Source organism: Bacillus sp. 0209A, from assembly GCF_036765095.1.
Classification (GTDB): domain Bacteria; phylum Bacillota; class Bacilli; order Bacillales; family Bacillaceae; genus Bacillus; species Bacillus subtilis_G.
The window spans coordinates 323,916-345,661 of sequence record NZ_JBAIZV010000004.1; the positions used below are offsets into that span (position 1 = coordinate 323,916).

Below are 21,746 nucleotides of genomic sequence, written 5' to 3' on the forward strand. Positions count from 1 at the left end.
AACAAAAAAGAATCCGCACACAGATGCGGATTCTTTTTATATGCCTTATCCAACCACTTCAGAGCTGGAATCTTTCTTCGCCTCGCCGCGAACATAAGCGCGGAAATTATCCTCCAGCTGCTCAAGCGAAAGCCCTTTCGTTTCCGGTAAAAATGTCTTCACAAACAATACAGAGCAAATTCCTAGTACAACGAAGATAAAGAACGTTGTGGACAGCCCAATCGCGGCCAGCAATATCGGGAAAGTGAAACTGACTGCAAAATTCACCATCCACAGACAGAATACCGTGACCCCCATTCCCAAACCGCGAAGGCGGAGCGGGAAAATCTCAGAAAGCATCAGCCACGTCACTGGCGAGATCGCACCCTGCTGAAATGCAAGGAATGTCACTGTTAACGACAGAACCACATATGGAAGAGCCGGTGATCCTTCGAGCACAAGTGAGAATATCCCGATCAGCAATAATGCCGTTGTCGTACCGATCAAACCTGTCATCAGCATCGGCCGGCGGCCAACTTTCCCTAGCAGCCAGATTCCGACGAATGTTGCCAATACCGAAATCACGCCATTCGCGATATTTCCGATTAATGCGGCTTTCGTTTGAAAACCGGCATCTCTTAAAATTTCAGTACCATAATACATAATTGAGTTTACACCTGTAATTTGCTGTACAATCGCAATCCCGATTCCAATGAACACAATCCGGCGCACCCACGGTACCGCAAGATCTTTAAACGTCGCTTTTTCAAGCTTATCTTCTTTTTTGAAAGCGAATTCAATTTCTTCCAGCTCAGACGCAGCCTGCTTTTCATCCCTAATTTTTTTCAAAACCCGCAAAGCATCTTCTTTTCTCCCTTTAGAGACGAGCCAGCGAGGACTCTCAGGCATTCTAAGCATACCGAAAAACAAGAATACCGCAGGGAGCGACGCAATGACGAGCATAAATCTCCACACATTGGAGCTGTCTCCCATTGTTGTTCCGAGAATCGCATTAAAAATAAAGGCCAAAAGCTGTCCTGATACAATCATCAGTTCATTCTGCGTCACCATCCGCCCCCTGCTTTCCATAGGAGACATCTCCGCTAAATAGGCAGGAACCGTAACTGATGCGCCCCCGACCGCAATTCCGAGCACAAAACGGGAGATAATCATGATCGTTACATTTGGAGCAAACGTACACCCGAGCGTTGATATGAAAAATATAACAGCGAGGAACAAAATATTTTTGCGGCGGCCGTTAAAATCAGACATCCTGCCGCCAAATACGGCACCCAATGCGGCTCCAAAAAGAAGTGAACTGGTGACAAGCCCCTCTGTGAAGGCATTGAGGTTAAGCTGGTCCGGCTCTCCCATATACGGCAAAGCTCCATTAAGCACTCCCGTATCATAACCGAAGAGGAGACCGCCGAAAGTCGAGACTATAATAACTGTACGTAAAAATGACATTTGATTACCTTGTTTATTCATACTGTTTCCCCCAGTCTTTTTCAAAATCGATTACTGCGTATTTCAAAAACTTATTCTAGGGTTGCTGCTTTTCTTACATCTGGTGAGAAGGCTTCAGAAAAAATTCTTCATGTTTATCCAATGGCCTCATTACCTTCCCTTCAGCTTAGCCTCTCAGTTCTTTTGGAAGCGATTTCATTTTCATCTAAAAAAACAGTGAGCATTTCTTTGCACATACACTCGACAACTTGTTACTTTATAGTCACTTGATAGTTCTATTTTAGTAATATAATAGTGACATTTTTGTTACTTCTGATATTATCATAATTATAAAAACACTTACAGTCAATATAAATTTCTGAAAATTTTTTATCTAATCAAAGAAAAATCATCAATTCAAGGGGAAAATGAACTTTTTTCTTTGTGAAAATAAGTAAATCTAGTCAAAATTTCTGTGAGTTTCTGTTTATCTGCTATCAACGACAAGATGGTTAACTGTTGGGTAACTCCTCCTGTTTTTCTTCTATACAATGACTTTCTTATCAAACATTTGAACAATTGTTTCAGACTAAAGGTAAAAGGAAATAAAAAAGAAAAGATGGCTGGCTAAGGGAGGCAACAAAATTGAATGAGGTTTATGTCATTGCAGGCCTTTTATTGTTAACAGCAGGCATGATCGATTTTTTATGGACCACATTATGGTTAGAGAGCGGCGCAGGCCCGATCACAAGATGTTTGTCAGCATGGCTGTGGAAAGGCTTCCGCAAAATCAGCGGAGACCACGCAAAGGTTCTCAGCACGGCAGGTCCTCTGCTGTTATGCCTGACATTAGTGATATGGATCATTTTATTTTGGGACGGGTGGTTTTTGATTTTCTCAAGTGACCCCCATTCACTTATGGACACTCAAACGAAAGAACCGGCATCCTTGTCAGACCGAATTTATTTTACCGGTTATGTCATGTTTACATTAGGGAATGGCGACCTCGCACCAAACGGAGACCTATGGAAGCTCGTCACGGTCATAGAAACAGCTCATGACCTCCTCACAATCACATTTTCTGTCACCTATTTGATTTCCGTATTAAGTGCGGTTAACCAAAAGCGCTCCTTTGCCCAAGGTGTATTAAGCGTGGGGCGTGACGGAACTGAAATTGTCCAGAATGCATGGAACGGCAAAGATTTTCACGACATTGATTTTCTTCTTGTCACGATCTCATCAGAGCTGGGAAAGCTGACCGCTCAGCATTACGCCTTCCCTATTCTTCATTTTTACCATAGCACGCAGCGCCAGGAATCATCCATTATAGCTGTCACTGTATTGGATGAGGCATTAACCATTTTGAAATACGGCATTCCTGAACAATATCAGCCGAACCAGCTTCACATCAAAGAAACGCGCTCAAGTATCAAAAACTACTTGGATACCGTTCATACCGCCTATATCCATTCCGCTGAACAAGTACCGGCGGAACCAGATATCACAAAACTTCAACAAAAAGGCATACCCACTTTATCAAAGCAGACATTCCAAACGGCTATCCATTCTTTACAGGAACGGCGTCAATTGCTGCTAGGCATTGTCCAAGCTGGTGCCCGAAAATGGCCTGTTCAGGAGCAGACAATAGATCACACGTAAAAAAGTCCCGAGTGTTTGATCACTCCGGACTTTTCACTGTATCATTCTTACACAAGCTTTTGGCCGCAATTCGGGCAAAAATTAGCTTCACCGGTTTTTGTGCCGCAGTTCGGACAGAAATTTGGTTTGCTTCCGCTGCCAGATGACTGTGATCCTGATGACTGCGCCTGCTGATTCTGATTCATTTGATTCATCATCTGGTTGGCCATATTCATTCCCATCATCATTCCAGCCATATCAGAAGCCGCCCCGCCTCCGCTCATCTTTCCGGACGCCATTCCATCCGTCATTGAAATTTGCTGGTATCTATTTACATCCCCAACCATGCCGTAGGAAGCGTTCTTTGTAATCATATCTTGAACCTCTTGAGGGTAATTAAAGCTCATGATTTGAAAACCGGTGATCGTCATTCCGTCGCTGATTAATTGCATATCTAAGTCTTCTTGAATCCCCTTCGCAATGTCAAAAGCGTTGGCTTGGAGATTAAACATGTCTTTCCCTTCTCTAGTGATCCACTTCATAAGAAGCTGATCCAGAATGGAAGTGATCCGGGTTTTAATATCCTCTACAAAATACTGATCCTTCACGCCGGCGATTTTATCAATCAAGCTGATATAGTCCTGCACCTTGAAATTAAATGTGCCGTTCGCGCGAATCGGCATCCCGCCAGGCATTCCCGCTGCCGGAATATTTATCGCCTGCTTTGTTCCCCATCTTACGGTAAATTCCTTCGTATTAACAAACAGCACCTCGGCGCGCATGCCGCTGTTAAACCCAAACTTAAAGCCCTTTAATGTTGACAGGAATGGCATAATCTCAGATTCAATATCATAATCACCGTCATCTTGAAACATCCCTTCAACCCTGCCATTGCTCAAAAACACAGCATCCTGTCCGGGACGAATGATTAAACGGCTCCCTTTTTTAATTTCACGATTGTTCCATTTATAAAAAATCATATCATCTCTAAATTCTTCCCACTCAACTACATTCGCTAATTGATTTCTGAAAAACGACATTATGCCTCTCCCTTTCTCTATTTCTTACTTTTAGAAACTGCCGCGGCTTCCGCTGTATGACGTACCGCCTTTCGTAACCCCGCCATCGCCGCTGTCTTTATCATTTGACGGTTTTCTTTCTCTTGTTACAGTCGTTCTGATATAAGTGTCATATTGATCAATCACATCGGACGTACGTTGATCCATATATGTATTCCCATTAACCGTTACTTTGCCGCCTGCATGATAAAGCATGATTGAAACCGCGATGCCTCCGACTGCGATGGCAACAATGAGCTGAAACCACCATGTAAAGAATATGTTGTCGGGATTGATTCCCGGTTTTATGCCCATATCTTTATAGGAAAGCTGAATATATGTCTGAAAAGCTTTGAAATAATCTTCATTTGATAAATCAGATGAAATCGTATTTCTGATGCTGTTTAGCCTGCTGTTGTCCAAATACTTTTCAGCTTTTTTGAAGCCCGCGATGAATACTTCTCTATCCGCCATATCAATCGTTAAAATAGCTGTACTGCCTTTTCCGTAACGATCATAAAAGTCGCCGGCATAATCGGCAATATCCTCACCGTTCGTGCTTTTTGTCGTAATAATGATGAAATCAGTGTCCCTCTTTGCCCCCAGCTCTGCCGAGAGAGATTCGAGTTTTCCGATTTCTGCTTTCGATAATAGATGAGCATGGTCATACACATGCTGCTGTGATTCAGAAGCTCTCACCGCTCCGATCCCCAGTACCGGCATCATGATGAAAACAGCCAGCACAACAAAAATCGCTTTCCCGAAAAATCCCCGCATCAAAATCCGCCTCCCATCATCAATGAGACGAGCTTCAACGCAAGAAATGTCCCGCCTGCTATTCCGCTAAACCACGCCGCCACTTTTCCTGAACTGATCGGCGGCTTTCCGACAACCTTGCCTGTTTGCCCGTTCATCGCAAAAGTATGCTCTGCTCTTTCATAATCGTAACTGACCATCCAAACGGGAAGCAGAACGTAAAAGCTGTTCACGTTTTTCGTGTGAATATGTTTGTCCCTCACATTGACTGACGTATATCCGGAAAAAGTAGAATGTATGTATGAATCTATATAATTGCTGACTTTCTCTTTTGCCCTCGGAAAAAGCTCCTCATCGGTATAATTGTATTTTTCCGCAATATAACCGGCCAAATATGCCGTTTGAAAGTCCTTCAGCTCATCGTATGAATAAGGCTCCAATTTATCCATTAATTCATCTTTCATTTTTTCAGAGGCATCCACAGGAATTTTCAAATAATCGAGATTGATATCACGAAACGCTTCAAAGTGCTCTGTTTCCGTGCAAATATAATCCCCTTCTTCATATTGATGGACTCTGGTACAGTTCGCTGTCACCTGTACTTCACTATTTAAATCAAACATCCAAAATGGAATATACATGCCGGTGATGCTTTTAATACGATCAGCCGACATGAAACCTCTTGGTGTCAGAAGACCTTTTTTGCACCACTTTCGAAATGCCTGCTCTGCTTCTTGTTTACTGATTGTAAATGGAATGACCTTCGCCGGCGCCAAATGTCCTGATAAACGATCGGCAAGTATAGCAGCACCTCCGCAAAAACTGCACGTTGTCGCTGTCGTTTCAGCTTCCGTCATTAAAACGGCACCGCAGTTTTCACATTGATATTCCTTTGCTTCATCATCAGAAAACCGCGCCGCAATGTTTTCTTTCGGAAAGCTTTCAATATTGTCCTGTCTTCCGCAGCTGCCGCAGGATAACGACCCGGATTCACTGTCAAATGCCATATCACTGCCGCAGTTCGGACACTTATAAGATATTATCATTACCGTTCCCTCTCACATCTTATGATAAAATGTGCCGCAGCCGAAAAGCTGCGGCCTCCTATGTATTATTTATCGAGCATCATTTTCGCTTTTAACGCCGCAAGTTCATCATCCACCTGACTTGAACCGGCAGTATCATATTTAGCAGTCAGATCATCAATATCATCCAGCGGAGCGCTGTTCAGTTCAGCCATTGCATTCGCCTGATCAAGTGCCTGATTTACTTTGTCCTCCATTCTGCCGAATGCAGACATTGATTGGCTGGCACCCGAAACAGAAGCGCCCAGCTTGTTCATTCTATCTTGCGTTTTCGCTACTGCCCACTTCGCCTTGATCATATTTTTGCGTGCTTCCAGCTCTCCAATGTCAGACACCAGTTTGTCATGCATCTTTCTCATTTGCGCGGCATTGGCAGCAGCCATTTGATTCGCCGTCTGCAGCTCAGAAAGCTTTGATCCTAAAGATGTTTTTCTTTCAAGGAATGTTCTCGCATCGCCCTCATTCCCCGCTTGCAGCGCCTTCATCGCATAGCTTTCCATTTTCTCCATGTCTGCCTGGCATTCACGTAATTCTCTTTTTGTCCTTTGCTCCTCAGCCATAACGGCTGCTGTTTCTGCCTTTACCTTAGACAAATCGCTGTTCATGTTTCTTAAATATTGATCTGCCATTTTCTCTGGATTTTCAGCCTTATCCAACAAAGCATTGATATTCGCCGACATAATATCTTTGAATCTCGTTATTATACTCATCATGTAGTTCCTCCGCTATTTCGTTAAACTTCTTACCACATATACTATTTATTATCGTTAAAAGTTTCACTTTTTTAATAAAAAATGAAATCCTAATAGAAAATACATAACTTTTTACCCGAATTTAACATTTACGCACAATATAAAAAAGGATGTTTCCCAAAGTCCAAAGACTTTCAAGAAAACATCCTCGATGGTCACAAATAAACTTCAATCTCTTCCATGCTGGGCAGTGCATCGATCGCCCCGATTTTAGTGCACACAAGAGCGCCCACCTTATTGGCAAACGCCACAATCTCACGCAGCTTCGCAAAATCAGCATCAACAGATTGAATGTGGTCCGTGTTTGCCAATTGATATAAAGCGGCGCCGACAAAAGCGTCTCCCGCTCCCGTTGAGTCAATTGATGTAACCGGAATACTCGGAATGATTTCTTTCTCCTTCCCATTTGAAAGAAGCGTCCCGCTTTTCCCAAGTGTCACAGCAACAATTTTGGCTCCAATCTCATGAAGGATCGCAACACCCTTTTCATGATCCTTTACACCGCTGATAATCTCAAGCTCCTCGTCACTGACTTTCACAAAATCACTTACAGTAATCGCTTTTTTTGCGACACTTACAAACTCTGAAACCCTTCCCTTCCATAAATCCTCACGATAGTTAGGGTCAAACGAGATAAACTGTCCCTTATCCTTCGCAATCAACATCAGCCGTAAATAGGCTGAACAAAACGGATCTGACAGCAGTGCCGTTGCAGAGCCGAAATGAAGGATTTTCGCTTCGTTTAATTTTGCCTGGTCAATATCCTCCAGCGTAAACAAAGCGTCCGCGCCTCGATTAAAAACAAAATCGCGCTCTCCATTTTGCTTCAATGAAACAAAAGCAAGCGTTGTAGCCGCTTTCTCATCCATGACCAGCATAGAGGTATCGACATGTACAGCGTCCAACGTTTGCTTCAGAAAATACCCAAACGGATCCTTGCCCACTTTTCCGCTGAAAGCCGCGTCTCCGCCCAGTTTGGCAATCGCTGCCGACACATTCGCCGGTGCACCGCCGGCACTTTTCAAGAATTGGCGCCCTTCCATTAAATCAACGTCAACATCGGTACAAAAGAAATCAATTAACAGTTCTCCAATACAAACAACAGAATGACTACGCATATGATCACACTCATTTATCTTTTCTAGATTACAGTCTCAGTATATTACTTTCTGCCATAAATACAATATTGAATATTGAAAATTTTACATCTATTTATCTTGCAGACCTTTTCTCAAGCTCAGAGATGAGGTGCTTATATCTTTTTTCAGTTAAAGGATAGAAGGCAATGAGAATAATAGAAAGCAAAATGAAAAATCCCGGAATCAAAGCATTCATGTTTTTAATCGCATTCAATGACGCAACTGTCTGGTCTGCATTCGCCATATATCCGGCGATTCCTAAATAAATGGCCGAAAATGAGCCGGCTAACGCCACACCCAGCTTATTAATAAAGCTCATGCTCGAAATCACCACTCCGTCGGCACGAACTCCTGTCTTCCATTCCGCATAATCGACACAATCTGCAACCATTCCCCAAGCAAGCGTGTTCAAAGGCGTCGTGAAAAATCCAGAAACGAAAAGCCAAAAGAAAATAAGGGGAATCGAGGAATACGATGTAAACTGAAGGCCCGCGTAAGAAAGAAGCGATAGAGCCGCCGTGATGATCATGACTTGTTTTCTGCCCCACTTCCCAGAAAAGAAAGGAATAAACAGATTGCTGATCAGCGCCGCTCCGAAAAATAATACGGTTCCTAAAAACACAAATTCCTTATGGCTGACGTTATACGTAAAATAGTACACCATCGTGCTGAGCTTAATGTTAAACCCAATCGCAAACGCTAAAAATGAAGAAACCAAAATAAGCAAAGGCTTATTTCTGAACAAAATAGATAACGTTTTTTTCTTTTTTCAGGCTGAATCCGCTCCCGCACAGTAAAGAAACTGAACATATTCAACGCGATGCTCACCGCCGCATAAATAAGCGCTGTCATCTGGAAACCAAATGCCTGGTCTTTCCCGCCGATGGCGTCCGCAAGCGGTGCCGCACAGGAAATCGATAACAGAATTCCTATATAAACCAAAATCATCCGGGTTGTGGTCAGAACCGTTCGTTCCTCCACAGAATTTGTCATCCGTCCCGTTAAGCTGTTCACCGGAATCGTTTGCATACTAAAGGACATCCCAAGCAGAATATAGGTGATGTACGCATATACCATATTCCCCGTCTCACCGAAATGAGGCGTCGTGAAGCATAAAAACGTAAATAACGCAAAAGGAAATGCCACCCACAGCAAATATGGCCTTGCCTTTCCCCACCTTGTGTTCGTTTTGTCTAAAATCAATCCCATAATCGGGTCAAAAATAGCATCCAGCACCCGCACAACAAGAAACAAAGTGGCGATGACCGCAGGCTGAATGCCTCCGACATCTGTATAATAGAATAGCAGGTATGCGTTTACAAACTGAAAGATAATATTATATGACATATCACCGAACCCATAGCCGATTCGCTCAAACCAGGACAGGCCGTGATGCTTCGTCTTCAATGCCGTTGCTTTTTCTGTTTCCATCATCATTTCCCACCCCAAGAATCCGTTTTCATTTTTGATAAGCAAGGGGGAGAATGCAAAGATCCTCCCCGTTCAATCAGCGATTTGGATACACCATCACTTTTAAACATTCATTCTTAAATTGAAGCGCCCGTTCCATCGCCTCTTGCGTCTGCTCCAGCGGATATTGGTCCGTTACAAGGTGCTTCGTGTCCACAATGCCAGAAGCGAGAAATTCGATTCCCTTCGGATACGTATTGGCATAACGGAAGATCCCGTAAATATCAATTTCGTTATCCGCAATAAACGGGACATTGAGCGGAATCTCGCTTTGCGAAGGCAAACCGACAATCGCCAATTTTCCGCCCCGGCGCACAGAAGCCAGTGCGGTTTGCAATGCCGCTGGATTCCCCGCTGTTTCCCAAGCAACATCAACGCCTCTGTCATTCGTGATCGTTTTAATCTCTTCAAGCGCATCCTGTTCACGAATATTGATGACATGAGTCGCGCCCATTTTTTTCGCAGCCTCTAAGCGCAGCGGCTCTAAGTCAGTGACGATAATTGTGCCTGCCCCAAATGCTTTCGCTGCAGCAACAGCCATTAACCCAACAGGGCCCATCCCCATAATCGCAATTGTTGATCCGGGCTGAAGCTTCGTTCTCGCCGCCGCATGGATGCCGACAGAAAACGGCTCGATCAAAGCAGCATCTTCATAAGAAAGTGAGTCTGGGATAGAGAAAACAAAGTCCTGCCGCATTTTGATATATTGGACAAACGCGCCGTCTACCGGCGGTGTAGCCAAAAACTGCACATCCGGACAAAGGTTATAGCGCCCTTCCTTACATGCCTCACAGCGTCCGCATGTGACACCAGGTTCAACAGCAACGCGGTCTCCCACCTTGAACTGGTCGACAGACGATCCGACGGCGGCAATTTCACCCGCACATTCATGGCCAAGGATAAACGGTTTTTCCACCACATAGTTGCCGATTCTGCCGTTTGTATAGTAATGCAGATCCGATCCGCAAATCCCGACAGCCATCACCTTAATCAACACTTCATCATGATTGATGTCAGGCACAGGCAATGTTTCGATTTTGATCTCTCTTGTGCTGTGCATAACAGCCGCTTTCATGCTTTGAGGTACTGTGTGAGTCATTTGGCAAATTCCTTTCTTTAGAAAATAAAATGTAAGTGCATACATTTTTGTTTTCTCTGATACTGCCCCCATTTTATCTGCTTTTCAAGACGTGCAAAAGCCTTTCCTGCTGTATAAAGGACAGCCGCACTGTACTTTACTATTTTCTCATATACAAAAAACGCTGGATTGATAAAATAGTACTAATAGGAGGTGCAGGCTTATGGCTGAACTTGAAAATCGAAAACAATTTGCACAACTGCTGGCACCTTGCGTCAAATCGCTCAAGCTTCATCCTGATTATAAAGTCAGAAGGAAAAAGAACGAAAAAACAGGACAGTCTTACATAGATAAAATCGCGCTCCAGCTGGGAGTCTCCGCAAACACGATCAAAAGCTGGATCGAGCAGATGGGTGAAAACTATATTCCCGGTTAGATCAAATGAAACAAGAATGGCCAAACATCTTAAAAGTTATCAAATGGGCAAGCGAAACCGATCAAAAAGAAATTTTAATCGTACTCATCACCCGTATCAGCCATTTTCTAAGCAGAATCAACCTGCCCCTGCGAATCGGATACGGACGCAAAGCCGTCGACGCCGCCCATCAAGTAGGCCAACACACGCGAGAAGCATTCTTTCGAATCGACACAGCAGGCTGGGCATTGATGGAAGTCAACGATTTGGACGGAGCGCTTCAGCAAATAGAAGCCGGACTGAAGATTCTGGAACAATCTGACGCTCAAGATGCCCATGATCTAAAGGTTTGGGGACACGCACTCAAAGCAAGGCTGTTTTTAAAAGCAGCCCAACAGGAAAAAGCAGAAACCATTTTAAACAAAATCGAAGATCAACCGATTTCCCCTACAATTCAACACAGAGTTCTGCTGGTACGCGGAGACCTAAGCTTTGCGAGAGGTCATGATGAAGAAGCCATTCAATTATACGAAGCGGCAAATGTAATCAGTTCCACGTACGGCGGCGAAAAAACGATAGAAGCCTACTTCAATCTGGGTGTCGCTTACGTGAAATGTGGTCGGTTTGAAAAGCGAAAGAAGCCTTTGAGCAGATGCTCTATGACAAACATAACGCGAATCAGGTTGAGTTGATCTATTTTTATTATGGGATGGCACAGCTGTTGTGCCGTAAAGGAGAGAAAACGCAAGCGTTGGAATCTAATCAAAAGGCCATTCGTTTGATTGATTCGTGGGAGCCTGGGATTGGGATTCGGGGTGAGGTGGAGCAAATGGATATTCTCATTTAAAAGACAACTACATTGCGGCTAGCGGTACGAGCTTTGAAAAACACTCATCACCTTGTTGTTTTTAAAGATAAAAAGGTATCTTTATCAGTACAGTAAATTGATTAAGATACCTTTATTGAAAAATTAATATCTCACAGAATGACAAATTTCTAAAGTTAAACTTTTTAACAACAAGAGGTTAATACTTATACAGCCGTATTAATGCTGTACTGTAATATAATGTTTTAGTTCACCTGACCAATATCTTCCTCCCCAATCCTGTCCAACTTGCACATCATACTTACCTGCGGGAAGATTTTTCGTTGAAAAACTCACACGAAAATTACGTGAACCAATACTATGCAAAATATCTTTTCTGGCAATTACTTTACCTTTATTATTTAATATAATTACTGAAAAGCCATTATCTAAATCCCTAGCCAAAGTACCCGTAACCACAATGGAAGTAGCTCTTTTCGTATATGTATTAGCATCTGTTTTAAATTTGATTGTACCTTTCGAATCCATAGCTAATGCTTCTGACCCGCCTGCGAAAATGGCAACTCCCAAAAGTGCTGCTGTAAACAGGGTCATTACTAACTTTTTCATCTTTAGAATTCCTCTTTTCTTTTTAATATTTTAAATCCTCCATTATAATAACATATTTCTCTAAAAAATAGGGATTTTTCCATATCTTCCTTCTAAAAAATGAATAAGTATGATAGAAATTTATTAATATTAATGCAAATTTAAGATTCTTTTGAAAAAAATCTTGTTTTAATCTATTTGAAATGAAGCTTAAAATTTGAAGTATCATCTATAAAACCTTAGCCAAGGTGTTAAAAAATAGTTGCGAAGAATTCCTGGAACATATAAGTATCAAAAAATCATGCATAAATGTTCTCTTAGCATTCGGAGGAAATCAACAGCCATACTTTCGATATATCTAGAGTCATTCAATTAAACGGAACTTAAAACAATAAAATCCCATCTTTAGTAAACCCAACTTGTATAGAAACAATTTCTCCACAAGCCTTTTTGTTTTATAAAGGTACCTTTAATTATTATATTCAGCTTTAAGAAACAGAAAACAGCTCCCATATGCCTAGCTCTGCTTGTTTAGGGAATGTGAGTAATCTTCTTTATATTCTAGTAGGCAGATGTGAGGAGCATTTGTAAGTTGGTTGTATTTTCATAAAGCTAGTGCATTTCTTCCAGTTTATAATGAGTGGTGCAGAATATTATATCGTTGATATTCAATCCAAGAAACCATCTGTTACACCTTATTATAATAAATTTACCTTTAGAACTGTCTATCTAAACGGATACCATGAAGATATCCGTGAATATCATTTAATGAGATCAGCAGATTCCTTCATTTCACCATATTAGGGTTTAACTTATTTATGATGAAAAAGATTTATGTATTAATCAATTTTTTAAAACAGTGAACCTCTTTGTACGATTCGCTTAGGCAAATCAAATTCAGCTTATGCCGAAAAGAATTTCTTGTGTTTAATATTAAAAAAGAAACCGGCCTTTGAAGTCTACTATTTTCACAAAATGGATATTCCATTGAGAAATAAAAGGGCTGTTGAGTTTTGAAAGCTAAGTCTTACTTTTAGTAATCATTTATAGCTTTGGCATACTTCTTAAATTTTAGTTTTGACCAAATGTAGTATGGTTATACATAATCGTTACTTACCGACTAAACCCGCCATCAAAAGGCCTGCTACGATCAATAATAAGAGTAAAAGAATACAGAGTGCTAGGATAAAAATAGAAAGATACTTAGCAATCCCTTTAGGTGCTTTGAATGCTATAATCCCCCCAACAACTATCCCTAGAATTCCAAGCGCCCAATGGATATAGGGTAGAAAACACAATGTGAATAACAGCATGATAAGTGACACTATCCCTAAATATTTCCTCATGTTTTCCCCTTTCTTTCCTTCCATTAAATCAAAAAGAAAAATGAACTTATAATTTGTTGTATATTCTTAAGATCTTAAAATATAGAGTACCATATTTTTTGAAATGTATGGTACTCTACTCTAAATTTTCTATTCACTTGCTACAAGGTCTAGTATTTTATCAGCAAAAGCATTTGCAATAATTTCTCCCTCTTCTTCCGTATAATAAGGGACTTCCATTTGCATTGAACCCCTTAGGGCTACCCTTGCCGCTGTAATATCAGGATTATCTCCAATCATAATATTACTCGCATTCAGTCTCAAATTATTTTCATTACTATTAAATTTATTTTTATAAAATAGCTTATATCTTGAGAAAACAAGACTATTATAATACTCTTGAACTGCGTTTAAAATTGGCTTAGTGTTATTATTTAATAAGATCTGTGCGATGTTAATAGCATCGATATCTCCAAGGAAATCCGAATTATCAAAGTTGCCAGCCGATGTTTTTGTACCGATCAAGTCATAAGCAGCTTTGTATGTTCTTGTTTCATTGTCGCCACTATACTTATCTCTATTTTTATATACATCTGCAGCAACAGTAAATAAATCACCACCCCACCCTGCTAAATCTTGCTGTGTAGTTCCAACTAACGGAAGATTCGCATACAATAGAGCAGATAATGTAGCCATAAGATGAGGAAAATCAATAACTTCAGATTTTGAAACGGGATCAGTTGCATAGACAAAACTATTTTCTCCTACAGCACTAATAACATATTCCTCAAAGCCTTTATCAAATTGTCCAGAAGTTAATGTCCATATTAATGATTCATATCTTTTGCGACGATAATAGTTGGTTGTAAGCTTATTCGCTTGATTGATATCATTGTTTGTATATTGAAGGCCTAAAAGTTGAATTTCATATAATTGCTTGTATAGCTCTTGATTAAGATCAGTTGAGAAATCAAGACTTGAAGCCCCATTATCAAGTCCCGACTTAATATTATTGTCTATTTCAATTTTACTGTCTCCTGAACCAACACTAATAGTTGAAATTTGATCAAATGCCCAATTTTTTGGCAATGGATAGCCTAAATTTGCACTAAATCCCGTGGACATATCACTTACAAAACTGGTTGTTGCCCAACCTTTCTGCGATACTTGACTGCAAACATTCCGGGCACCATATATTCCAACTTTATAACGATTCCCCAGATATTTCATTTGTTCATTAATACCCTTAAAGTGTGGAAGAATTTTGTTAGTTATATCGTCTCCTAAAGCGTCAAAATCCACGGCAAAATATATTGTTGTTCCATTTTTAAATCCATAATTTTTGGCAGCTGTAAAAGCATCTTGAGCATCTCTTTTCCCTTGAGCCTCACTGAAATGTCTTGAATTATTCCCATAAGTTTGATATATAGGAAAAACAGTTAAACCAGCATTAAAAATAGTTTTTAATTCGCCAGGTTTTATTTTTTTCTCCAATCCTCCTGGAATGTCTACAAGATAACGACCAATTGTTTCATAGCCTGCATTTTTTAAAGCTTTAGCTCTAGCTGACGTAACTTCTGTTATACAATCACAAGCTGTTCCTTTACGATTAGGATCTCCTTTACTCTGCAACAAAGAAAGCCAAGTTTGTTTTCCTGTAACTCCATCAGCTGGCAACTTAACAAATTGTTGAAATTCACTTACTACATTTTTTAATAATGTACTGTACTGACCATTGAAATCTCCTGGATTAAAATTATTCACATATAATGCATATTGAAGAAGCTTAACAAAGTTTGCATTAGCACTCCCTATGCTCAGAGTTGGTAAAAGGTTGGTCGTAGAAGGCCCTATTGATCCCGTTTGTAGAGAGGAAGCAATTCCCTCTTCTGTTTGAATACCGTATATTAAAGCTTTATTAGTTCCTCTTTGGTAGTAACCATCACATGGTTGGACTCCAGATGTTTTGTAATATTTTGAATTAAGATCTCTTTGCATTTCTCTAATTCTAGAATTACCACCAGATGTGAGCACATAAGCATCCATAGTTAAAAATGCTTTAAATATATAGGAATAAACTTTCCCGTCACGAATAGGCAGTCCCGCATCAGTTTGTAATTTTATTACTGCAGCTTTAGTCCCTTCCCCAAAAGTTCCTGTAAATCCAGTTGGATTGTAACCTTTACAATACATAGCTCCTTGAAGGATTAGTACGATTCTTTTTCCTTTGTCATCAGTAGGAACACGCCCCATTACCATTTCTCCCCAGGATTTGTACGCTGCTTCAGTTCCTGGTCCAAAATTATCAGCAGGTGTAGAGATTCCAAGTTCAATTTGCAAAGCTCTAGTTAAAGCATACATCGTGGACCAACCAGTTTTCCCACTTTCAGGAGCTGGAACAAAGCCGGGCTTTCCAGAGTAAGCAGCATTTACCCATAGTTGAACTTTCTGAATCATTTCATCCATTATGGTCACCTCTTTTATTGTATTCATATCTAGGTGGCAAGCGTATGACAAGAAAACCCTTCTCAAATAAGAAGGGTTTCATTCATAATATGACAAACTCCATCAAAGGCTTTTTTGCATTAAAACACTTATAAATGAAAAATTAGGACATTTTAAATTAACACCATGCAATTATTGAAAAAGGTAAGTGGAGTCAACAATAAAATATATACTTACTTTTCACCTCATAATAAAAAAGGATGCTTCCTCTAAAGTCCAGTAGACTTTTGGAAGCATCCTCAATGAATGTTATCTGTTTATTATTTTTTCAGCTACTCGGGTGATGAAAAACGGTAAAACCCCTAATATATCAAGAGTTTTCGCCGTTTAATTACATCATTCCGCCCATACCGCCCATGCCGCCCATATCAGGCATACCAGCACCGCCGCCGGCATTCTCTTCTGGCTTGTCAGCGACAACGGCTTCAGTTGTTAACAACATAGCCGCTACAGACGCAGCGTTTTGCAGTGCAGAGCGAGTCACTTTCGTTGGGTCAACGATACCTTTGTCGATCATGTTTACCCATTCGCCAGTTGCAGCGTTGAAACCTACGCCGATTTTTTCGTTTTTGAGGCGCTCAACGATGACAGAACCTTCAAGACCAGCATTGTGTGCGATTTGACGGATTGGCTCTTCAAGCGCGCGCAGCACGATGTTGATACCTGTTTGAGCATCGCCTTCAGCTTCAACTGCAGCCACTTTGTTATATACGTTTACAAGCGCTGTACCACCGCCGGATACGATGCCTTCTTCAACAGCTGCGCGAGTTGAGTTGAGGGCGTCTTCGATGCGAAGTTTACGCTCTTTCAGCTCAGTTTCAGTCGCAGCGCCGACTTTGATGACAGCTACGCCGCCAGCAAGTTTCGCAAGACGCTCTTGTAATTTTTCTCTGTCAAACTCAGAAGTCGTTTCTTCCACTTGAGCGCGGATTTGAGTCACGCGGGCAGAAATTTTGTCTGTTTCGCCAGCGCCTTCAACGATTGTTGTGTTTTCTTTTGTAACGACAACTTTAGAAGCGCGTCCCAATTGTGTGATTTCAGTTGATTTCAGGTCAAGGCCGAGATCTTCTGTGATGACTTCTCCGCCAGTAAGAACAGCGATGTCTTCAAGCATTGCTTTACGGCGGTCACCGAAGCCAGGAGCTTTGACAGCAACTGCGTTGAATGTGCCGCGAAGTTTGTTCACAACAAGAGTTGCAAGCGCTTCGCCTTCAACATCCTCAGCGATCAGAAGCAATGGTTTGCCTTGCTGAACAACCTGCTCAAGCACAGGAAGGATTTCTTGAATGTTTGTGATTTTTTTGTCTGTGATTAAGATGTAAGGATTGTCGAGAACCGCTTCCATCTTATCAGAGTCAGTTACCATGTAAGGAGACGCATATCCGCGGTCGAATTGCATACCTTCAACAACTTCAAGCTCAGTTGTGAAGCCTTTAGACTCTTCGATTGTGATAACGCCGTCGTTTCCTACGCGCTCCATTGCTTCAGCGATAAGGCTTCCGACTTCCTCATCAGCAGCAGAGATCGCAGCAACCTGAGCGATAGACTCTTTGCCCTCGATTGGCTTAGAAATTTCTTGTAAGTTTTCGATCGCAACCGCTACAGCTTTTTCCATACCTTTACGCACGCCTACAGGATTAGCGCCTGCTGTTACGTTTTTAAGGCCTTCACGGATCATTGCTTGCGCAAGAACTGTCGCAGTTGTTGTACCGTCACCGGCAACATCGTTTGTTTTGCTGGCTACTTCAGCAACAAGCTTAGCACCCATGTTTTCAAACGCGTCTTCGAGTTCGATTTCTTTAGCGATTGTTACACCGTCATTCGTGATTAACGGAGAACCGAATTTTTTCTCTAGAACCACGTTGCGTCCTTTTGGTCCTAAAGTAACTTTTACAGCATCAGCAAGTGCATCAACACCGCGAAGCATTGCGCGGCGAGCTTCTTCACTAAACTTAATATCTTTTGCCATTTTTACAAAACCTCCTCGAATTTTTAAGTATTTGTTTATTTAAGAATTAGCCGATAACAGCTAAAATGTCGCTTTCACGTAAGATTAAGTATTCAGTACCTTCGTATTTCACTTCAGTACCTGCGTATTTTGAGAAGATAATGCGGTCGCCCTCTTTTACTTCTAAAGCAACGCGCTCTCCGCTTTCTAACACGCGACCTGAACCAGCTGCCACGATTTTGCCTTCTTGTGGTTTTTCTTTTGCAGAATCCGGCAACACAATTCCGCTGGCAGTTTTTTCTTCAGATTCTACGAGTTCAATGACAACGCGATCACCTAATGGCTTTAACAATGTAATAACCTCCTCAATAGTATGAATATGTAATTTTAGCACTCAACACTAAAGAGTGCTAACACAATTCTTATAATAAAGAATCTCACTTCCAATTTCAAGTGATAAGATAAAAAAATTTTCACGCTTACATGATTCTTTTCAGCACCCTTATCCCTTAGCTTTTTCACCCCCGTTCTGATTATGTTACAATAGCTGTAGACAACGAAACCCATTTAACAAAGGAGTACATACCATTTGAGAAAACAGTATTGGTTTATTATTTTGACATATATCATTATGCAGTTTTCCTACATAATTGCGATTCCCTTGTTCTTTAGATTCGGTTATGCCGGAGGACATCCTACCAAGGAAAACATGCTGCACGCACAAGGATTATGGTCCGTCATCAGCTTTATCGCCTGTCTCATTGTCGTTCTGCTTATTCTGAGAACGGTTCCGAAGACAACGTTGCGAAACGGCCGGAAAGACTCCGTCGGGCTTTCTATCCTTTGGGCGATAGCCGGTTTTTTCATTGCCCTTTTCTCTCAAGGAATAGCAGGCTCTATTGAATATTATATATTCGGCATCGGAAGAGAATCAGAAAATACACAAGCCATTCTTAAAGTCATTCAGGCAGTCCCGCTCATGATTATCGTTTCTTCTATCGTCGGGCCTATATTAGAAGAAATCCTCTTCAGAAAAATCATTTTCGGGGCGCTTTACGAAAAAACGAATTTCTTTTTTGCAGCACTGCTCAGCTCGATTATTTTCGGTATTGTTCACGCTGATTTGAAGCATCTTCTTCTTTATACAGCTATGGGCTTTACCTTTGCCTTCTTGTATGCGAGGACAAAACGGATATGGGTGCCGATTTTCGCCCATGTCATGATGAATACATTTGTCGTTATCATGCAGCTTGAACCTGTTCAGAAGTACCTTGAACAGCAGAGCACACAAATGCAATTGATTATTGGAGGATTATTTCTATGAGAAACCCGGTAGTTTGGGGAATGATCTATTTTGCCGTAGGGTGCATCTTTACTTATCTTGCCGCAAGCTCGCCAGGCAGCATGTGGTCATTTTACTCCATCCTGCTGATGGTGTTCGCCGCTTACAACATCAGCATTTCATTTAAGATGTTCGCCTTTTCATTGAAAATCAAAAAGAACCAGAAATAAAGAAAATCCATTTCTCCGTATGAGAAATGGATTTTTTATTATTGCCCGGAAGACACGTCCTGATCGGAAGCGCTGCTTTTCTGTGCTTTCCGATAGGCGGCCCTCGATATAAAAATACTGATTTCATATAAAATCAACAGCGGAACAGTGACCATCATATGAGACAAAAGCTCAGGAGGAGTAATCAGGGCAGCGATCACAAGCAGCGCAAAATACGCATACTTTCTGATTTTCGCTAAGAACATGGGTGTCACAATTCCAAGCCTTGTCAAAAACATGAGAATGACCGGCATTTGGAACAACAGTCCGAACGGAATTGTCAGCTGCAGAAGAAAATGAAAATACTCATTAATTCCGATCACCTGATTGACATTCAAGTCCTGAGAGATTCGCTTCATAAAATCAACAACAAAAGGAAATAAAATATAATACGAAAAAGATAAGCCCGCTAAAAACAACAAAACAGAGATCGGAATGTAACCGAGCGTTACTCTTCGCTCTTTCTCATAGAGGCCTGGACTTACAAAAGCCCAAAGCTGATAAAGAATAACCGGGGAGGTCAGAACAATGCCGATGATAAACGCAAACTGCATAAACACAAAAAGCGGATCTGTCAGGTTAAACGCGTTAAGCGTAAGCTCCTTCGCTTCATCTGTTTTTTGCAGATACACAATAATCGGCTTCGCTAAGAAAAATCCCGCGATAAAAAAAACGACAAACGCCAGCGCCACAACCAGCAATCGTTTTCGAAGCTCAGCAATATGCTCCAGCAGCGACATTTGATTCACATTCATTCGTGTCACCCTAACCTACTGATCTTCTTTCTTTTTTTCCTCTTCATCACTCGTTAATCCTTTAGTAGCGTTTTTGAATTCACGAAGTGTGTCTCCCGCTGCTTTCCCCAGTTCAGGCAGCTTTTTAGGACCGAAGATAATTAAAGCAACGATTGCGATAACAGCAAGGCTTCCAGGACCGATCGGCATATGTGGGCTCCTCCTTTCCCTCTATTCGATTTCCTCCAAAACTGAATAATGCTTCAAGAAATAAACCAGTGATTGAAGCTCTACAGCTAAATCTATATGATGAATTCGAATGTGTTCCGGCACATTCAAGCGGGCCGGCGTAAAGTTAAGAATACCCTTGATTCCTAACGCGACTAATCTGTCTGTAATAGGCTGAGCAGCAACTGCTGGCACTGTTAGAATGGCAACTGATTCATTTTTTACGTACTGTTCAAGGTCATTAAGGTTATAGACGGGCACGCCGCCTACCTCAGTTCCTATTTTACTCTCATTTATATCAAAAGCCATAGAAATTTTTGTGTTATTATTTTTTGTGAAATTATAGTGAAGAAATGCCGTTCCCAAGTTCCCGACACCAATCAAGATGACGTCTGTCATCTCATCCTGATCAAGCGTTTTGCGGAAAAAAGACAGCAAATAATCCACGTTATATCCATATCCTTTTTTGCCAAGAGCTCCAAAATAGGAAAAATCCCTGCGAATCGTGGCAGAATCAACCTTTACGGCATCACTGAGTTCAGCGGAAGATACACGCTGTTTTCCTGACGCATGCAGATTCTTTAAAAAGCGATAGTAAAGCGGCAGCCTTTTTGCCGTCGCCTGCGGAATTTTTGATTGATCCTTATTCATTTTTGGTCCTCCAAATTATACTCGGATAGTTCTCTTTTAAAGTCACCGTTTTTCCCGCCTGTCTTTTCCAGCAAGAAAGTAGGGCCGATGACCATCCCCTTATCAAGGGCCTTGCACATATCGTAAACGGTAAGAGCGCACACCGATGCAGAAGTGAGCGCTTCCATTTCCACACCTGTACTCCCTTTCGTCTTGACCTGTGCTTTTATATGAAGTATAACTTCTTTTTCTTTTATTTTCCAGTCGAACGATATATCTACTCCGCTCAGTGAAAGCGGATGGCACATCGGAATGATATTGGACGTTTGCTTTGCCGCCATAATGCCTGCCACTTGTGCAACAGCCAGTACATCTCCTTTGCCGATATCGTGACTTTGTATTTTCTCGTACACTTCATTCTTCATGTGTACGCTTGAAACAGCCGCCGCAGTACGGACAGTCGAAGATTTTTCGCTTATATCCACCATCTGGGCTCTTCCCTGTTCATTAAAATGAGAAAATCCATTCATATTAAAACTCTCCTTAAAAAGATCATACACTATTTTCTTCTCTATGTCTTATTCGGCCAATGTAT

19 protein-coding genes and 2 pseudogenes are annotated in these 21,746 nt (G+C 41.4%); 5 read left to right on the forward strand and 16 right to left on the reverse strand.

Translation table 11 applies throughout. The features are described 5' to 3' along the window. Nucleotides 1-45 precede the first annotated feature (45 nt). The gene (locus V6D44_RS16675; protein ID WP_289346585.1) at nucleotides 46-1,467 is read right to left on the reverse strand and encodes a sugar porter family MFS transporter; all 1,422 of its coding nucleotides are present in this window, start codon (nucleotides 1,465-1,467) and stop codon (nucleotides 46-48) included. A gap of 603 nt (nucleotides 1,468-2,070) precedes the next feature. On the opposite strand from V6D44_RS16675, the gene V6D44_RS16680 reads away from it, so the two are divergent. Further along, nucleotides 2,071-3,084: a potassium channel family protein gene (locus tag V6D44_RS16680; protein ID WP_333516744.1), complete on the forward strand. Its 1,014-nt coding sequence runs from the start codon at nucleotides 2,071-2,073 to the stop codon at nucleotides 3,082-3,084. Nucleotides 3,085-3,131: 47 nt separating this feature from the next. Here V6D44_RS16680 and V6D44_RS16685 read toward each other — a convergent pair whose 3' ends face one another. The 7 genes and pseudogenes from V6D44_RS16685 to gutB all read right to left on the reverse strand — a co-directional run bounded on the left by V6D44_RS16685 (nucleotide 3,132) and on the right by gutB (nucleotide 10,422). Then, nucleotides 3,132-4,103, reverse strand: coding sequence for an SPFH domain-containing protein (locus V6D44_RS16685; RefSeq protein ID WP_087991321.1), 972 nt, complete (start codon nucleotides 4,101-4,103; stop codon nucleotides 3,132-3,134). A 30-nt stretch (nucleotides 4,104-4,133) separates the two neighbouring features. Then, nucleotides 4,134-4,898 (reverse strand): TPM domain-containing protein, encoded by a 765-nt coding sequence (locus V6D44_RS16690; RefSeq protein WP_087991320.1) that lies wholly within the window; start codon nucleotides 4,896-4,898, stop codon nucleotides 4,134-4,136. Next, nucleotides 4,898-5,923, reverse strand: coding sequence for a TFIIB-type zinc ribbon-containing protein (locus V6D44_RS16695; RefSeq protein ID WP_333516745.1), 1,026 nt, complete (start codon nucleotides 5,921-5,923; stop codon nucleotides 4,898-4,900). Before V6D44_RS16695 ends, V6D44_RS16690 begins: the two co-directional genes overlap by 1 nt. Before the next feature lie 65 nt (nucleotides 5,924-5,988). After that, nucleotides 5,989-6,672, reverse strand: coding sequence for a PspA/IM30 family protein (locus V6D44_RS16700; RefSeq protein WP_087991384.1), 684 nt, complete (start codon nucleotides 6,670-6,672; stop codon nucleotides 5,989-5,991). A gap of 197 nt (nucleotides 6,673-6,869) precedes the next feature. Next, nucleotides 6,870-7,832: a carbohydrate kinase family protein gene (locus V6D44_RS16705; protein ID WP_333516746.1), complete on the reverse strand. Its 963-nt coding sequence runs from the start codon at nucleotides 7,830-7,832 to the stop codon at nucleotides 6,870-6,872. A gap of 94 nt (nucleotides 7,833-7,926) precedes the next feature. Further along, nucleotides 7,927-9,287: pseudogene (locus tag V6D44_RS16710) on the reverse strand (MFS transporter). A gap of 73 nt (nucleotides 9,288-9,360) precedes the next feature. Further along, nucleotides 9,361-10,422, reverse strand: a complete 1,062-nt coding sequence (gene gutB / locus V6D44_RS16715) for a sorbitol dehydrogenase (protein WP_333516747.1) — start codon at nucleotides 10,420-10,422, stop codon at nucleotides 9,361-9,363. A gap of 202 nt (nucleotides 10,423-10,624) precedes the next feature. Between gutB and V6D44_RS16720 the strand changes: the two genes are divergently transcribed. Both V6D44_RS16720 and V6D44_RS16725 read left to right on the forward strand, forming a co-directional pair. Further along, a complete protein-coding gene (locus tag V6D44_RS16720; RefSeq protein ID WP_087991317.1) occupies nucleotides 10,625-10,837 on the forward strand; it encodes a hypothetical protein in 213 nt (70 codons plus the stop codon). Beyond that, nucleotides 10,834-11,663: pseudogene (locus tag V6D44_RS16725) on the forward strand (transcriptional regulator); the annotation flags it as partial. The gene V6D44_RS16720 and the pseudogene V6D44_RS16725, both read left to right, overlap by 4 nt. 198 nt (nucleotides 11,664-11,861) lie before the next feature. Here the strand turns inward: V6D44_RS16725 and V6D44_RS16730 are convergent. From V6D44_RS16730 to groES, 4 genes are all read right to left on the reverse strand, one after another. Continuing rightward, a complete protein-coding gene (locus tag V6D44_RS16730) occupies nucleotides 11,862-12,251 on the reverse strand; it encodes a hypothetical protein (RefSeq protein ID WP_070081453.1) in 390 nt (129 codons plus the stop codon). A 1,454-nt stretch (nucleotides 12,252-13,705) separates the two neighbouring features. Next, nucleotides 13,706-16,021 (reverse strand): glycoside hydrolase domain-containing protein, encoded by a 2,316-nt coding sequence (locus V6D44_RS16735; protein WP_333516748.1) that lies wholly within the window; start codon nucleotides 16,019-16,021, stop codon nucleotides 13,706-13,708. Between the two features lie 370 nt (nucleotides 16,022-16,391). Continuing rightward, nucleotides 16,392-18,029 (reverse strand): chaperonin GroEL, encoded by a 1,638-nt coding sequence (gene groL, locus V6D44_RS16740; RefSeq protein ID WP_087991314.1) that lies wholly within the window; start codon nucleotides 18,027-18,029, stop codon nucleotides 16,392-16,394. 46 nt (nucleotides 18,030-18,075) lie between these two features. Continuing rightward, nucleotides 18,076-18,360 carry a co-chaperone GroES gene (gene groES / locus V6D44_RS16745; protein ID WP_003155970.1) on the reverse strand — a complete coding sequence of 95 codons (285 nt, stop codon included), beginning with the start codon at nucleotides 18,358-18,360 and terminating at the stop codon, nucleotides 18,076-18,078. Nucleotides 18,361-18,597: 237 nt separating this feature from the next. Between groES and V6D44_RS16750 the strand changes: the two genes are divergently transcribed. After that, complete coding sequence (locus tag V6D44_RS16750) at nucleotides 18,598-19,332, forward strand: CPBP family intramembrane glutamic endopeptidase (RefSeq protein WP_087991313.1); 735 nt, start codon at nucleotides 18,598-18,600, stop codon at nucleotides 19,330-19,332. Further along, nucleotides 19,329-19,520, forward strand: coding sequence for a YdiK family protein (locus tag V6D44_RS16755; protein WP_087991312.1), 192 nt, complete (start codon nucleotides 19,329-19,331; stop codon nucleotides 19,518-19,520). Before V6D44_RS16750 ends, V6D44_RS16755 begins: the two co-directional genes overlap by 4 nt. Nucleotides 19,521-19,558: 38 nt before the next feature. Here V6D44_RS16755 and tatC read toward each other — a convergent pair whose 3' ends face one another. Genes tatC through moaC form a run of 4 tightly spaced genes read right to left on the reverse strand, consistent with a single transcriptional unit; the run spans nucleotide 19,559 to nucleotide 21,681 of the window. Then, a complete protein-coding gene (tatC, locus tag V6D44_RS16760; protein WP_087991311.1) occupies nucleotides 19,559-20,323 on the reverse strand; it encodes a twin-arginine translocase subunit TatC in 765 nt (254 codons plus the stop codon). Nucleotides 20,324-20,329: 6 nt separating this feature from the next. Next, the gene (gene tatAY / locus V6D44_RS16765) at nucleotides 20,330-20,503 is read right to left on the reverse strand and encodes a sec-independent protein translocase protein TatAY (RefSeq protein ID WP_003234072.1); all 174 of its coding nucleotides are present in this window, start codon (nucleotides 20,501-20,503) and stop codon (nucleotides 20,330-20,332) included. 21 nt (nucleotides 20,504-20,524) lie between these two features. Next, a complete protein-coding gene (locus V6D44_RS16770; protein WP_087991310.1) occupies nucleotides 20,525-21,172 on the reverse strand; it encodes a redox-sensing transcriptional repressor Rex in 648 nt (215 codons plus the stop codon). Beyond that, nucleotides 21,169-21,681 carry a cyclic pyranopterin monophosphate synthase MoaC gene (gene moaC, locus V6D44_RS16775; RefSeq protein WP_087991309.1) on the reverse strand — a complete coding sequence of 171 codons (513 nt, stop codon included), beginning with the start codon at nucleotides 21,679-21,681 and terminating at the stop codon, nucleotides 21,169-21,171. Before moaC ends, V6D44_RS16770 begins: the two co-directional genes overlap by 4 nt. Nucleotides 21,682-21,746 lie beyond the last annotated feature (65 nt).